This window comes from Candidatus Eisenbacteria bacterium (genome assembly GCA_018831195.1).
In the GTDB taxonomy this organism is placed as follows: Bacteria; Eisenbacteria; RBG-16-71-46; order CAIMUX01; family JAHJDP01; genus JAHJDP01.
This window is the reverse complement of sequence record JAHJDP010000065.1, coordinates 30,205-44,170: the sequence shown is the minus strand read 5'-3', so window position 1 is coordinate 44,170 and position 13,966 is coordinate 30,205. Positions and strand designations below refer to the sequence as shown.

Annotated in this window: 12 protein-coding genes; 10 read left to right on the top strand and 2 right to left on the bottom strand. The window is 56.6% G+C overall.

Annotation, left to right across the window (positions count from 1 at the left end; translation table 11 throughout):
• Positions 1-14: 14 nt before the first annotated feature.
• Positions 15-1,256, bottom strand: a complete 1,242-nt coding sequence (gene hybB, locus KJ970_11315) for a Ni/Fe-hydrogenase cytochrome b subunit (protein MBU2691506.1) — start codon at positions 1,254-1,256, stop codon at positions 15-17.
• Position 1,257: 1 nt separating this feature from the next.
• A complete protein-coding gene (locus KJ970_11310; GenBank protein ID MBU2691505.1) occupies positions 1,258-2,157 on the bottom strand; it encodes a 4Fe-4S dicluster domain-containing protein in 900 nt (299 codons plus the stop codon).
• 672 nt (positions 2,158-2,829) lie between these two features.
• On the opposite strand from KJ970_11310, the gene hemC reads away from it, so the two are divergent.
• The 10 genes from hemC to hemA are packed head-to-tail and all read left to right on the top strand — an operon-like array spanning position 2,830 to position 13,954.
• Positions 2,830-3,744, top strand: a complete 915-nt coding sequence (gene hemC / locus KJ970_11305; protein MBU2691504.1) for a hydroxymethylbilane synthase — start codon at positions 2,830-2,832, stop codon at positions 3,742-3,744.
• 30 nt (positions 3,745-3,774) lie between these two features.
• Complete coding sequence (locus KJ970_11300; protein MBU2691503.1) at positions 3,775-4,476, top strand: uroporphyrinogen-III synthase; 702 nt, start codon at positions 3,775-3,777, stop codon at positions 4,474-4,476.
• Positions 4,476-5,450, top strand: a complete 975-nt coding sequence (hemB, locus tag KJ970_11295; protein MBU2691502.1) for a porphobilinogen synthase — start codon at positions 4,476-4,478, stop codon at positions 5,448-5,450. Before KJ970_11300 ends, hemB begins: the two co-directional genes overlap by 1 nt.
• The gene (gene hemL / locus KJ970_11290) at positions 5,438-6,769 is read left to right on the top strand and encodes a glutamate-1-semialdehyde 2,1-aminomutase (protein MBU2691501.1); all 1,332 of its coding nucleotides are present in this window, start codon (positions 5,438-5,440) and stop codon (positions 6,767-6,769) included. The genes hemB and hemL overlap by 13 nt, the downstream gene beginning before the upstream one ends.
• Positions 6,766-7,827, top strand: coding sequence for a uroporphyrinogen decarboxylase (gene hemE, locus KJ970_11285; GenBank protein ID MBU2691500.1), 1,062 nt, complete (start codon positions 6,766-6,768; stop codon positions 7,825-7,827). The genes hemL and hemE overlap by 4 nt, the downstream gene beginning before the upstream one ends.
• On the top strand, positions 7,824-9,200 hold the full coding sequence (gene hemN, locus KJ970_11280) for an oxygen-independent coproporphyrinogen III oxidase (protein MBU2691499.1): 1,377 nt from the start codon (positions 7,824-7,826) through the stop codon (positions 9,198-9,200). The genes hemE and hemN overlap by 4 nt, the downstream gene beginning before the upstream one ends.
• 8 nt (positions 9,201-9,208) lie before the next feature.
• A complete protein-coding gene (gene hemH / locus KJ970_11275) occupies positions 9,209-10,339 on the top strand; it encodes a ferrochelatase (protein ID MBU2691498.1) in 1,131 nt (376 codons plus the stop codon).
• On the top strand, positions 10,332-11,774 hold the full coding sequence (gene hemG / locus KJ970_11270; GenBank protein MBU2691497.1) for a protoporphyrinogen oxidase: 1,443 nt from the start codon (positions 10,332-10,334) through the stop codon (positions 11,772-11,774). Before hemH ends, hemG begins: the two co-directional genes overlap by 8 nt.
• A gap of 12 nt (positions 11,775-11,786) precedes the next feature.
• Positions 11,787-12,644: a cytochrome c biogenesis protein CcsA gene (gene ccsA / locus KJ970_11265; protein MBU2691496.1), complete on the top strand. Its 858-nt coding sequence runs from the start codon at positions 11,787-11,789 to the stop codon at positions 12,642-12,644.
• Positions 12,645-12,649: 5 nt separating this feature from the next.
• Positions 12,650-13,954, top strand: coding sequence for a glutamyl-tRNA reductase (hemA, locus tag KJ970_11260; GenBank protein MBU2691495.1), 1,305 nt, complete (start codon positions 12,650-12,652; stop codon positions 13,952-13,954).
• Positions 13,955-13,966: the final 12 nt, after the last annotated feature.

Below are 13,966 nucleotides of genomic sequence, written 5' to 3'. Positions count from 1 at the left end.
AACAAGTCCGTTTGTCAACTCCCGACCCTTGTACTGGCGGATTGAAGATCTTTCTCCGGCACCGAGATCACAGGAAGATTCATCACAAAGAACCTGTAGATCAGGACCAGTGCGCAGGCAAGCCCGGCTGTTACTATGATTTCCCAGAAAGTGGGAAAATAGGGTTTCACGGCATAGAGGGGTTTATAGGCGATGATAAACACGTTTATCCGGTTGAGAACGACTCCGAGAACAATGAGGGTCGCGCCGGTAAAGAGCCCCCCGACGGAGTTCCGAACCCTTTTGATGGAGAAGAGCACGATGGGCGTGACAACGCCCAGGATCATTTCCACACTCCACATGAAAGAATGAAGCGATCCTTCGATGACATACGGCCAGGCCTCCCTCAGCGTGATATCACCAATTTTAACAATAAAATAGGTCCCTAAGATGATCGGTGTATAGCGCGCGATGGAGGAAAGGACCTTCGTTTCGGGTTTCAGTTTCAGAGACCGTGATGCCAGGATCGACTCAAAGATCACCATGGGAAACCCGACCGCTATGGCCGAAAGCAAAAAAAGAAGCGGCGAAAGGCTCGTATACCAAAGCGGATGCATCTTGTACGGCGCGATGACCATCAATGTCCCCAGCGAGGACTGATGCAGGCAGGAAAGCACCACCCCGGCGATGATGAAAACCCAAAGGACGCGTTGCAGTGCACGCCCGGCAAGTTTAAGGAAGAGATCAACGATCTTATTAAAGATGGAGAATGGACCCGGGAAATTGACCCGCCCGACGAAACGCTCCACAACAATCGGGAGGAACTCGACATAAAGTACGGTGAGATAGATCATGACGCACATGCCGACTTCGAAGAGAACCGAATTGCCCTGCCAGAAAGGCGGAAGCAGCACGTGCCAGATGTTGTAATAGCGCCCGAGATCGGTCACAACGCCTATGGCAACGAATGTATAACCCAACATCGCCGTCAGCAGCGCCGGACGGGTTATAACATGGTACTTGCCCCGGTGGAAAATCTCGGCGAGCGCGGCTGTTGTGAACCCCCCCGCCGCCAGAGCAACCCCCGTCGCGACATCAATGGCAATCCACAATCCCCAGGGATACTGATCATTGAGATTTGTCACCGCGCCCAATCCGAATAGAAAGCGGGCAAGGAAGGTGGCCAGACCGAGGCACATGATACCGAACAACACCAATGTTCCTTTTGTGAAATAGGGCACTTTTCTGATCGGTGTAGGAATTTCATGCCCGCTCATCTCAGTCCTCCTCCCCACGACTATCCCGTTTCTGGGTATACATGATCAGGCCGAGCAATCCATAAAGAGCCGCCGGCGGCACAAATGATTTAAAGATCGCATGCTGAATCTTCTCTGTGCGGTCGGGTATCGGTCTATCATCGAGGGCGGGCAATTCTGTGTGCTTGAAGTCGTACGGCAGCAAGTAGATCCAGCTCGTTCCGCCGGCTTCATGCTCTCCGTAAACATGGGCTGAATACTTCTCGGGGCGGGCTTGAATGCGCTCATGGGCCACCTGGAGGATCTGCTCCCGCGTGCCGAAAACCAACGCTTCATTCGGGCAGATCTCCACACATGCCGGCCTCTTCCCAACTTCCGTCCTGTGGAGGCAAAATGTGCATTTCATGACGCGCGGTTCGATCGCCTTCGAATATTCATAAGCTGGAATCTGGAACGGACAAGCGATCATGCAATAACGGCATCCGATACATTTCCATGCATCGTACCTCACCGTTCCGTTTTCCACCTTCTTGAAAGCGCCTACGATACAAGCCGATTCACACGCCGGATGATTACAATGCATGCATTGTACTTTTATCTGGTACTTTTTCCCCGTCGGATCCTCTGAATTGGAGAATTCATTCACGACTGTATAAGCTGAGTCGCTCGGGCGCCGATGCCGGTCAAAAACCGATTTGTCTTCATACTCCTGCAGCTTTTTGTCTGACAGCTTGTGCTCTTGATTGCAGGCCCATTCACATTTTCTGCAGCCGATGCACAGGACCGTATCAACCAAAACGCCATAGACCTTTTTGTTGTCGACCGGCTCCCTGTGCAAAGAGGACGCGGCACTCGTGCCCGTCGCCGCCGAGAGCGTTCCCAAGGCTGTTAATCCCAAAAAATTCCGACGCGTTATATCCATGACTCTTTCCTCACCCTATTGAGAGATCCGGCCGAGATTCATTGTTGAGCCCCACCTCCTGGACGCCGCCCTTTGAATTCCCACTTTTTTATCGGTCTTTTCAAACACATTTATTCTTTCCCTATTAGCATCACTTCACACCAAAACACCTACCAATTAATAGAGAATTAAATGACCGATTTTTGAAGGGGCATCCGCAGCGGGTATCTGTGATTGGGATACCGTCCAGGGGCTCCGGGAACGGGCCTGTAATTTGAGGTGGTTTTGCTTCAGGAATGTCAATCCACGACATCTATCCCCTCCTCACTAAAGATTTATATCCTCAACCCCAATGCTTGTCAACGCAAGCCGTCAGGACTCAGAGTTTGAACATTAAAAATTAATGAAGTGTATAAGCAAAACCGTGGCTCATTTCATGGCCCTTTCGTCTTCCTCATGGGCTTCCTCAGGCGGCCTTCGCCCATCGACATCCATTGTTTACGTCCTCTGTGGATCACGGCGGGTTGGGGCGGCATAGAGGTAGGCCTCCGAGGCAAAGCCGGTGAGCCGAACGATCTCAATCAGTAGATCAGATTCTTAAAATAATAAGGATAACTCCCAGAAAATTTGTGTATGATTGGAATCAAGCCAACCCATGCAAAGAAAACTGCTCTAGGAGATGTGGATTGTTTCATGCCTAAAAAGATTCGAATCGGAACCCGCGGCAGCGATCTGGCCCTGTGGCAGGCTCATCATGTGCAGGACCTGCTCAAACATCTCGGATCGGAGACCGAAATCACCGTCATCAAGACCCAAGGGGATAAGATCGACAATGTCCCCCTCTCGGAGCTGGAGGGAAAGGGATTCTTCACCAAAGAACTTGAGGATGCCCAGTTGGATGGGCGTGTCGATATGGCGGTTCATTCCCTCAAGGATCTTTCGACGGAAATGCCGGAGGGGCTGACCCTTGCGGCCATGATCGGCCGGGAGGATCCCCGGGAGCTGCTCTTGATCCGGAAAGATGGAGTTGATCCTCAGCGAATGACGGATAGGGAGATCCTTCCGCTGCGGGATAAGGCCGTGATCGGCACGAGTGCCGCCCGGCGGCAGGCCCAACTGCGTATCCTAAGACCCGACTTGCAGATAAAGGATCTTCGCGGCAATGTTCCGACCCGCGTCAACAGGCTGAGAGAGGGGCAATATGATGCCATCCTGATCGCCCGCGCCGGCGTCCGGCGACTAGAGCTGGAACTTGATGACCTGGTCTCTTGTCCATTAGATGTTGAGGCCTTCATTCCCGCGCCGGGCCAGGGTATGCTCGGGATTCAGTGTCGCGACGAGGAGCCCCTGTCCGACCTCCTTGGCCATTTGAATTGCGAAGAGGCCGCCCGTGCGGTTCGTGCGGAACGTCAATTGCTAAAAGCTCTTGAAGCCGGCTGCCAACTTCCTTTCGGTGTCAATGTCCGGCGAGAAGGGGATCACTACCGGATGGTCGTCTTCTGGCAGGATCCAAAATCCCCTGAGAATAGGCTTCGTTTCCAGATCGACGGCCTGGATCCGATGGCGTTGGCCAGTGAGGCGGAGAAAATCATTACCGAGAGGACATAGATTCACCCGATGAATCCCAGGCGCATCATATTGACCCGGGCTCGCGAGCAGAACCGGCAATGGGAGACCTCCCTAAAATCGATCGGCATCGACGTGCTGAACTTGCCCCTCATCCGCTTCTCGCCCCTCAAGGCGCCCGCGGCCGTCGACACGGCCGGATTTGATTGGATCCTTTTTACATCGCCGCAGGGAGTCCGGTCCTTTTTCGAAGCGGGTCTCCGTCCGGGGGCGGCGCAATTGGGGGTGTTGGGCGAGGGGACAGCGGGCGTTCTCGCCGCATGCGGCTATCGTGACGATCTGGGCGCGAGGGTCAGGACCGGCCATGAACTGGCAACCTTCTTTTGCCGGATGGTGAAAGCGCCGGCGCGGGTGCTGCTTCCGGGCGCCTTAAAGCGCCTGGCGCAGCCGAAGGCCGATCTCACGCAGGCCGGATTTTCGGTCACGGAGCTTCCCTTGTACAAAACCGAGCCGGTGCCGGCCGCTGAATTGCCGGAAAACCCATTCAAACCGGGCGACGTTATCCTCTTTGCCAGTCCCTCGGCCGTAACATCCTTTGTCCTGGCTTATAAAGAGAGATTACCCTGCGCCGCTATCGGTGAGACCACCGCCGAGACGGCCCGCGGCGAGGGATTCGATCCCTTCGTGGCCGAAAACCCGGATCTGCCGTCGCTCTGCCGGGCGGTTGGTCTGTCGCCGACATCACACGTCGAAGAGTTAGTGGAGGATGATTGATGGATCTGCTGAGACGACCTCGCCGGCTTCGCAAAACCTTGATTTTGCGTGAACTCGTTGCCGAAACCAGCCTCGCTCCCCGGCATCTTGTAACCCCCCACTTTGTCGTGGAGGGGAATGGCGTCAGCGAAGAGATCCCCAGCATGCCGGGTGTGAAACATGTTTCCGTCGACAGCCTGCTGGGCGAGATCGCGTCGGATGTGGGGCTGGGACTAAAGAGCCATCTGCTCTTCGGAATCCCCGGTAAAAAAGACGAAGCGGGTGAAGGCGCCGCCGACAAGGACGGAATCATTCCGCGCGCGCTGCGCGCGCTGCGCGAAAGGTTCGGCGAAGAGATCATCCTGATCACCGATGTCTGTCTCTGCGCTTATACAACTCACGGTCATTGCGGTCTCATGAAGAACGGCGAGGTCGTCAATGATGAGAGCGTGCAGCAGTTGGCGAAAATGGCCTTGGTCCATGCCGAGGCCGGCGCCGATATCGTGAGCCCGAGCGACATGATGGATGGCCGGGTCGCGGGGATTCGCAATCTTCTCGATGACAAAGGTTATACAAATGTCTCAATCCTCGCCTACTCGGCGAAGTATGCGAGCGCTTATTACGGTCCATTCCGCGACGCTTGCGACAGCTCTCCGCAGGGGGATCGCAAAACGTATCAGATGGATTACCGCAACAGCCGCGAGGCGGTGCTCGAAGCGCTTCTCGATATCGATGAAGGCGCCGACATGATCATGGTCAAGCCGGCGCTGGCTTATCTCGACATTGTCGCAAAACTCCGCGCGGAGAGCCTTGTGCCGGTCGTTGTCTATAATGTCAGCGGCGAGTTCTCAATGGTTAAAGCGGCCGTCGCGGCGGGGTATGCCGATGAAGCCGCATTGGTCTTGGAAAATCTCTTCGCCATGCGGCGCGCCGGCGCGGATCTGATCATCACATACCATGGACGGGAAGCCTGCCAGAAGGGATGGATTCAATGACCGCACCGGGAAGGCCGCCGGGAAATTCCGGTTGGTGGCGGAGGGCTCAGGATGTCTTGCCCGGCGGCGTTAACAGCCCAGTCCGCGCCTTTAAAGCAGTGCCCGGCGATCCTATCTTTTTCAAGAGCGCCAAGGGCAGCCGGTTCGAAGACGAAGATGGAAGAAGCTACATCGATTACTGCCAAAGCTGGGGCCCCATGATCCTGGGCCACGCCGATCCCGATGTGCAAGCGGCCGTGGAAGCAGCCGTGGCCGAGGGGATGAGTTTCGGCGCTCCCAGCCGCCGCGAGGTTTTATTGGCGGAAGCCTTCCTGGAACGGGTTCCCATCTACGACAAAGTCCGTTTCGTCAGTTCGGGCACGGAGGCGGTCATGAGCGCCATCCGTCTGGCCCGCGGATTCACCGGACGCGATCTCATTGTTAAATTCGCGGGGTGCTATCACGGCCATGCCGACAGCCTGCTGGTCGAGGCGGGGAGCGGATTGGCCACCTTTGGAAACCCGTCCAGCGGCGGGATTCCAGCCGACTTCACGCGGCACACGGCCGTTCTGCCTCTCAATGACGAAGGGGCGCTGAGCCGCTTTTTTAAGGAACATGGAGACAAGGTCGCCGCCCTCATCATCGAGCCGGTGCCCGCGAATGCGGGGCTCCTGATTCAACGCGAGGAGTTCCTGAAGCTGTGCCGCGAACTCACGGCGAAGCACAACGCCCTGCTCATCTTCGACGAGGTCATCACCGGATTCCGGGTCGGCCCCGGCGGCGCGGCGCTGTTGTTCGGGATCAAGCCGGATCTGGGAACATACGGCAAGATTATCGGAGGGGGGATGCCGGTGGGAGCTTTTGCCGCGCGCAAAGAGATTATGGATCAGATCTCGCCCGCAGGCCCCGTTTACCAAGCCGGCACACTGAGCGGCAATCCGGTGGCCATGGCCGCCGGACTGGCCGCCTTGAAGAAAACCGGCGCGCCGGGTTTTTACGAGAAGCTTGAACAAAAAAGCGCCCGGCTTGAGAAAGGCCTGACAGAGGCTATTGACGCCGCGGGGGTCCCCGCGCGTTTTATCCGCTTCGGATCTCTCTTTTGGCTGGCCTTTCAAAAGGAACAGCCGCGGGCCTTTTCCGAAATCGGCCGGGAGGGGATGAAACTCTACGGCCGCTTTCATCGCTCCATGCTGGAAGAGGGCGTCTATCTGGCGCCGTCGGGTTATGAGGTCGGCTTCGTTTCCTCGGCGCACACCGCCGAAGATCTTCAGGCGACAATCGATGCCGCACGCAACGCCCTTCGCGCAACGGCGGGCGCAACAGATGGGATAAAACATTGAGCCAGAAAAAAAAGACGTCCTGCTCAACGGAGAATTCACCTTACCTGGCGGCGGTTGCCGGATTAAAACCGGAACGCACGCCGATCTGGATTATGCGACAGGCGGGCCGTTATCTTCCTGAGTACAGGGCCGTCCGCGAGAAAACCACCTTCATCGATTTGTGCAAGACCCCCGAATTGGCTTGCGAGGTCACGCTGCAGCCGATCCGCCGTTTTGGTTTTGACGCGGCGATCCTTTTCAGCGACATCCTTGTCCCGCTAGAACCGATGGGCGTTCCCTTTAACTTTGATTCCGGGGGACCGAAGATTGAAAAGCCCATTCGTCATGAAGAAGACATCACGGCGCTTCGAATCGTCGACGCGCGGGAGCATCTCTCCTATGTCGGCGACGCCATTCGCCTCCTCAAAACAGAACTGGGCGCGACGCCCCTGATCGGCTTTGCGGGCGCTCCTTTCACTCTTGCCTCTTATCTGATAGAGGGGGGCGGCAGCAAGGATTTCCGCCATATAAAAACGCTGCTCTACAGCCGGCCGGACCTTCTGGCAAAACTGCTCAATAAGCTTGCCGATCAGGTCGGCGATTATCTCTTGATGCAGGTCGAGGCCGGCGTCGACGCCGTTCAATTGTTTGACACTTGGGGGGGGATTCTAACACCGGAAGATTATAGGATTCACATTCTTCCCGTTGTCCGGAAAATCTTCGCCAAGCTCGAGAGCACCGGCATCCCCCGCACCCTCTTTCTGAAGGGCGCCGCGCCCTATCTCGACGACGTCGCCCGATCCGGCGCTGAGATGATCGGGCTGGATTGGACGATGGATATCGGCCGGTCGATAAAACAACTTGGCGGCTTCCCGGTTCAAGGGAACCTCGATCCCATGGTGCTCTTCGGCGCCTCTGACGAGATCCGGCGGCGGGCGCTGGACATCTGCCGGGCGGGATCGGCCGCTCCGGGGCATGTGTTCAATCTGGGACACGGCATTACACCGCCGACGCCCATCGATGCGGTTCACGTTCTCGTGGAAACCGTGCAGAATTATCGGAGGAGTGACCCATCGTGAGCATAGAAGTTCCGCAGGCCCTGTTGGAGAAACACAATATTGCGGGCCCCCGCTACACGAGCTATCCGACGATACCGATCTGGTCGGCTGAATACAGCGCAGACGAATACCGCCGGGCCCTGCAAACACTGAATGATAGAAAGGCAGACGACCTTTCCATTTATCTTCACCTCCCATTTTGCGCAAGCCATTGCCACTATTGCGGGTGCAATTCGATCGCTTCGCAGAAAAGGGAAGTCGTCGAAGGGTACCTCGACAGAGTCGAGCGCGAACTGGAAATGGTGACAGGTATTATCGGGACCGGCCGCCGCATTGTGCAGATTCATTGGGGCGGCGGCACGCCGAATTATCTGAACGACGCTCAGCTTGAAAGAGCTTTGAATCTCTTCAAAACGCGATTCACCCTTGACACCCACAGTGAAGTGTCCCTCGAGGTCGATCCCCGTATCAGCAATCCGGAGCAGATCGCTCATCTACGCAAGCTCGGATTTAATCGTATAAGTCTTGGCGTACAGGATTTTGAAAGAAATGTTCAGGAGGCCATCGGGCGGATCCAATCAAAGCAACGGACCCTCGATGTCTTCAAAGCCTGCCGGGAATCAGGTTTCGAGGGGGTCAATCTCGACATCGTTTATGGATTGCCGGAGCAGACGGGGGAATCCTTTAAAAAGACCCTCGCATCGATCATCGGTCTCAAACCCGATCGTGTGGCCTGCTTCAGTTATGCCCATGTTCCCTGGGTCAAACCGCAGCAGAAATTGGTCAAAACCGGGAACCTCCCCAACGCCTATGACAAATTCAGCCTGTTCCAAACGGCGATCGATATGTTCAATGACGCCGGTTATGACTGGATCGGCATCGACCACTTCGCGCTGCGGCAGGATGAATTATCCATCGCGTTGAGGGAACGGCGGCTGCACCGCAATTTCATGGGATATACCACCCGGCCGGCGATGCATATGCTGGCTTTTGGGATGAGCGCCATCAGTGAAATCGCCGATTGCTTTGTCCAGAACAACAGCGATCTCCAGAAGTATTATGACGCGATTGATGCCGGCGGATTCCCCATTGTGCGCGGTCATACCCTCACCAGGGACGATCGGATGCGCCGCATGGCCATCATCCACCTCATGTGCAACCTTGAATTGCCGTACAACCTTACAATAGATGAGTTCGGCGCCGGTCTCGACGCATTGCTTCCCGATGAATTGCACCAAATGCGAAAATACGAAGAGGAGGGTTTTCTCATCTTTGAGAGCGACAAGATCCGGGTGACGGAGCTGGGCCGCTTCTTTGTTAGAAATGTCTGTATGGAGCTGGATGCCTACCTTGATCGGGATAGCGGCAGCCGGCGTTTTTCGAAGACCATCTAAGGAGTGTTATGGGCTACAGGCTTCTCGACAGCGGCGGCCGGAATCTCTATCAACGGGATCCGCTCAATCCGGAGATGCCGGTGGGTCTGATTCTCTGCGGCATGGGCGGCCCCGATTCCCCCGATGCCGTGGAGCCTTTCCTGAAAAATCTCTTTCGCGATCCAGCCATCCTGACGCTGCCCCGCTGGCTCTCATTCTTCATCGGCGGAATGATCGCCTCAAAAAGAGCGCCGGCCGTCAGGCGACGTTACAGCATGATCGATACGCACGGCGGATCACCCCAGCTCGAATGGACGATAAAACAGGGGCATGTTCTTGTACAATCTCTCGCCGGCCGGAACATCTCCGTTTTCTTTGAACCCGCGATGCGTTACTGGCGCCCCTACGCCCATGAGGCGATAGAGACCTTGCTGAAAAAAGGAGTCCGGCAATTCATCGTGACGCCGACCTATCCCCAGTACGCTGAAGCCACCAGCGGCAGCATCCTGAAACTCCTGCAGCACACGCTGCGCAAAAAGGCCCACGGCGCGGCGCTTCATATCGTCCCGGATTGGTATCTGATCCCCGGTTATATTGAAGCTCTGGCCCATCCGGTGGAAGCCGTCCTGCGCCGGTGGATCTCCGAGGGCGCGGATCCCGAGAGATGCGCCGTTCTGTTTGTGGCCCACTCCCTGCCCGAACGATTTATACAAAAAGGCGATCCCTATCTTTCACAAACGACGGCGACGGTCAACGCTGTTCATGCGAAGCTGAAGGCATGCTTCGGGGCCGCCCGCGGGGATTCGCTGGATTGGTGGCGCCGCCTGCCTGGAAACGAATCGCCGCTGCTGGCCTTTCAAAGCCGCGTCGGACCGGTCAAATGGCTTGGCCCCCCTGTCCGCGGGGAAACCCGGAGACTAGCCGGCATGGGCATTCGCCGGCTGATGATTCAACCCGTTAGTTTTTCGTGCGAACATATCGAGACGCTGTACGAGCTGGATATCGAGCTGGCCGCGGAGGCCCGCGCCTGGGGTATCGAGCATTTTGAACGGGGCCCGGCCCTGAACATCGACGCGGATTGGCTCGCCTCCCTGGCGGACACGCTCTATCAAGAGGGTTTCATGTCGGCGGACGCAACGAGACAGGAGATGCATGTCTGACAACGCGCCACAAGTCGCCGTCATCGGAGCCGGGGTTGCGGGTCTCGCCACGGCGTTCAATCTTGAACGCGACGCCGCATCACGCGGTGTGAAGCTCGATCTCACCCTCTTTGAATCAGCGGCTGAAATCGGTGGATATCTTCGAACAATGCGCCAGAAGGGGTACACGATCGAAGTCGGCCCCAACGGATTCCTCGACAACGAACCGGCCACACTCCGGCTGGTCGACCGGCTCAATGTCAACGCCCTGCTTCAGCGAAGCTCCGACGCCACGCGGCACCGCTACCTCTTGGTCGGCGGCCGGATGCGCGCGCTGCCGATGACGCCGCCGGCCTTTATCAAATCCGATCTTCTGTCGATCGGCGCGAAAATGCGGATGGCCTGCGAATTTTTTATCCCGCCGCGCGATGACTTGGGCCGCGCCGCCTTGGATCCCGATACCGATGAAACGGTTTATGAATTCGGCCGGCGGCGGCTGGGCGCCGAATTTTCCGAGGTGATGCTCGACCCCATGGTCAAAGGGATCTTCGGCGGCGACGCCCGCCGGCTGAGTCTCGCCGCAGCCTTCCCGCGCATGGTGGAGCTTGAAAAAAATTACGGCGGCCTCTTTAAAGCATTGATCAAGTTATCCCGGGCTCGCAAGAAGAGCGGCCAGGCCTCCGCCTCTCCCGGGCCGAGCGGCGTACTGCACAGTTTTGACGGTGGGATGGCCACGCTGACCGATCGATTGGCCGGTGCGCTGCATGCCACCATTCACACCAGCAGCCCGATCTCAAGAGTATGGAGCGAGGGCAAGCGGTGGCATATCGCCGCGGGATCAAAAACGTTCGGTCCCTTTGGCGCCGTCGTTGACGCCGCGCCGGCGCATGCCATTGCCCATCACCTCGCTGATCCGGATCTCTGCAAACAACTGGCCGGCATCCCATATGTCCCCATGGCCGTCATCACACTCGCCTATCATCGCAGCCGTGTCGCCCACGACCTGAATGGATTTGGGATGCTTATCCCCAGCAGGGAAAAACGAAATCTCCTCGGTGTCCTTTGGTCATCCAGCATCTTTCCCGGCCGCTCCCCTGAAGGCAAAGTTCTGTTGCGCTGCATGGCCGGAGGCCCCGGCCGGCTCGACATATTGCAGCATGACGACGCGTCTCTGGTGGAGATGTGTCTTGATGATTTAAGAGAATTATACGGCCTGCAGGGACAGCCCGAGGACTTTTGGATTATCCGTCATCGTCAGGCGATCGCCCAATATGAGCCGGGCCACCTCGCCCGTTTGCTTGAAATTGAGAGGGCTTTAGACCGGCAGCCGGGCCTATTTCTCACAGGAAGCTCCTACCATGGCATCTCGGTGAACTACTGCGTAAAAGAGGCGGAGATTTCATCGATGAGAGTCTTGGAGTTCCTGCGCTCGCCGGGTTCTTCATGGAAGGGATGAGGGCCGATTAAAATGCCGATACTTCTCAGCTTGACCAGAGTGCTGCTGCCCATCTCCTATTTGGTTCTTTGGGCCAGTTATCTTTGGGATTTTTGCCGCAATGAACCTGTGCCGCTGAGATGGCGCCGCGGCTTGAGCGGCGCGACCATTCTTATTCATTTGGCGGCGATTATAAACCGGACGATGGTTTACCACAGAATCCCGATGGGAACGCCGCTGGAGTTCTGCTCATTGCTGGCCCTTTCCATACTCGTCATCTATATCATTATCGAAGAGCGGCTGAAGGTTAGAGAAACCGGAATCCTCATTTTGGGTCTCGCCTTTCTCCTGGAGTTTATTTCCAGCGCCTTCATGTACGGCCAAAGCCCGATCAACCCCCTTCTTCGCAAACCCGGTTTTGTCGGGCATGTCATCCTGGTTCTGCTTTCATACACGGCCCTCTGCATTGGTTTTCTCTATGCGGTCCTCTATCTTGTACAAGCCCGGCAGCTCGCCTCACGCAATTTCGGATTGCTCTTCCGGCGGCTGCCGCCGCTGGAGAAGCTCGAGCGAATGAGCATGGGAGCCTACAAACTGGGTGTGCCCCTCCTGTTCGGCTCCTTGATTCTCGGGTATCTCTGGATGCATTCCATCTCAGGCCAGGTTGATAAAGAGACGGCATCTACTATCTCCGCCATGGATCCAAAAATAATCGGATCATGGCTTGTGTTCATCTGCTATTCAGTCTGTCTTATCGGCTACCAATTCCTGGGCTGGCGGGGCCGGCGGATGAACATCTTCACCATCGCCGCTTTCCTCATCATGGTTTTCGTTATCGCCCTGATCCATCACTTCTTTCCAAGCTTTCACAATTTCAGGTTCCGGGGGTAGGGGTGATGGAAAGAGAATCCTACCTGCAGATGTGGGGAATCGATCACCGGAACGCGCCGACCGAAGTGCGCGAGAAGGTGCATATCGATCCCGGCAAAGTGAAGCTGATGCTTAAGTATTTAGAGGAACAGGAAGGTTTTATATCCGCGATTCCAATCAGCACCTGCAACCGCACTGAGATCTACCTCGAGGCCTCGGAAGGATTCCAAACCCGCGACGCATTGCTTCAGGCCTTAACGCATGCCGGAATCGATGGATCCCTGTTCGAGAAAGAGTTCGCCTCGCACAAAAGCGATCTTGAGGCGGTGCGGCATATCTACCGGGTCACTTCCGGCCTGGAAAGCATGATGCTGGGCGAATCCCAGATCGGGGGGCAGGTCAAAGACGCCTATCGGTTGGCGAAGGAGTATCACAAACTCGGGCCGATCATGATGCGAACCTTCCAATGCGCCTTCCGCGCCTGCAAACAGGTTCGCAGTCAGACAGAGATCAGTACCGGGGCCATCAGCGTCGCCTTTGCGGCGGTCGAATTGGCGCGGAAGTTCTTTGACAATCTCGCGGAGAACCGCGCCTTGCTCGTCGGCGCCGGTGAAACCGGTTCGCTGGCGGCCCGGCACTTCCTGCAGCACGGCATCGGATGGCTGACGGTGATCAACCGGAGCCCGGAGAAAGCCAAGGCGCTGGCGGAAGAATTGAACGACGGAAACGGCGGTCTTGTGCGGACGCGGCCGTGGGAGGAGTTGGCGGCGGCCCTCGCCGATGTCGATGTTGTCTTGACGACGACAGGGGCTCTCGAGCCGATCATTCTTCCGGGTATGGTCCGCTCGGCCTTGCCGCATCGAAAGGGGAAGCCGCTATTTATACTGGATATCGCCGTTCCCCGTGATGTGCACGACGATGTGGCCGGCTTGCGCGGTGTCTACCTGTTCGGCTTGGGCGATCTTGAAGAAATTGTACAATTCAACCTTGCGGCCCGCCGCAAGGAGCTTCCCAAGGCCGACAAAATCATCGAGAAGGAGCTTGAGACTTTCCAGGAGTGGATCAAGGATATGGGCATGCGGCCCACGGTGACGGAGTTTAGGGCCTTTCTCGAAGAATTGCGGGAAAAGGAAGTCAACCGGGTCCGCAAAAAGGTCTCCGAAGAAACCGCTTCGGCTGTTGAAAACAGCCTTCAAACCTTTATCAAAACCCTCATGCGAAAGCCCGTGGTCAGATTGAAAAGCGCGGGATCCCAGGAAGAACGCAGCCAGGATATCAACAGCTTGAGACGCCTTTTTGAATTGGATGATGAAGAAGAAGATTCATTGTAGCTGCCGGCGCCG

Bases quoted from the DNA above. Each gene is read 5' to 3' on its own strand.
- hybB (MBU2691506.1), bottom strand. From the start codon at position 1,256: ATGAGCGGGCATGAAATTCCTACACCGATCAGAAAAGTGCCCTATTTC.
- KJ970_11310 (MBU2691505.1), bottom strand. From the start codon at position 2,157: ATGGATATAACGCGTCGGAATTTTTTGGGATTAACAGCCTTGGGAACG.
- hemC (MBU2691504.1), top strand. From the start codon at position 2,830: ATGCCTAAAAAGATTCGAATCGGAACCCGCGGCAGCGATCTGGCCCTG.
- hemB (MBU2691502.1), top strand. From the start codon at position 4,476: ATGGATCTGCTGAGACGACCTCGCCGGCTTCGCAAAACCTTGATTTTG.
- hemL (MBU2691501.1), top strand. From the start codon at position 5,438: ATGGATTCAATGACCGCACCGGGAAGGCCGCCGGGAAATTCCGGTTGG.
- hemH (MBU2691498.1), top strand. From the start codon at position 9,209: ATGGGCTACAGGCTTCTCGACAGCGGCGGCCGGAATCTCTATCAACGG.
- hemG (MBU2691497.1), top strand. From the start codon at position 10,332: ATGTCTGACAACGCGCCACAAGTCGCCGTCATCGGAGCCGGGGTTGCG.
- ccsA (MBU2691496.1), top strand. From the start codon at position 11,787: ATGCCGATACTTCTCAGCTTGACCAGAGTGCTGCTGCCCATCTCCTAT.
- hemA (MBU2691495.1), top strand. From the start codon at position 12,650: ATGGAAAGAGAATCCTACCTGCAGATGTGGGGAATCGATCACCGGAAC.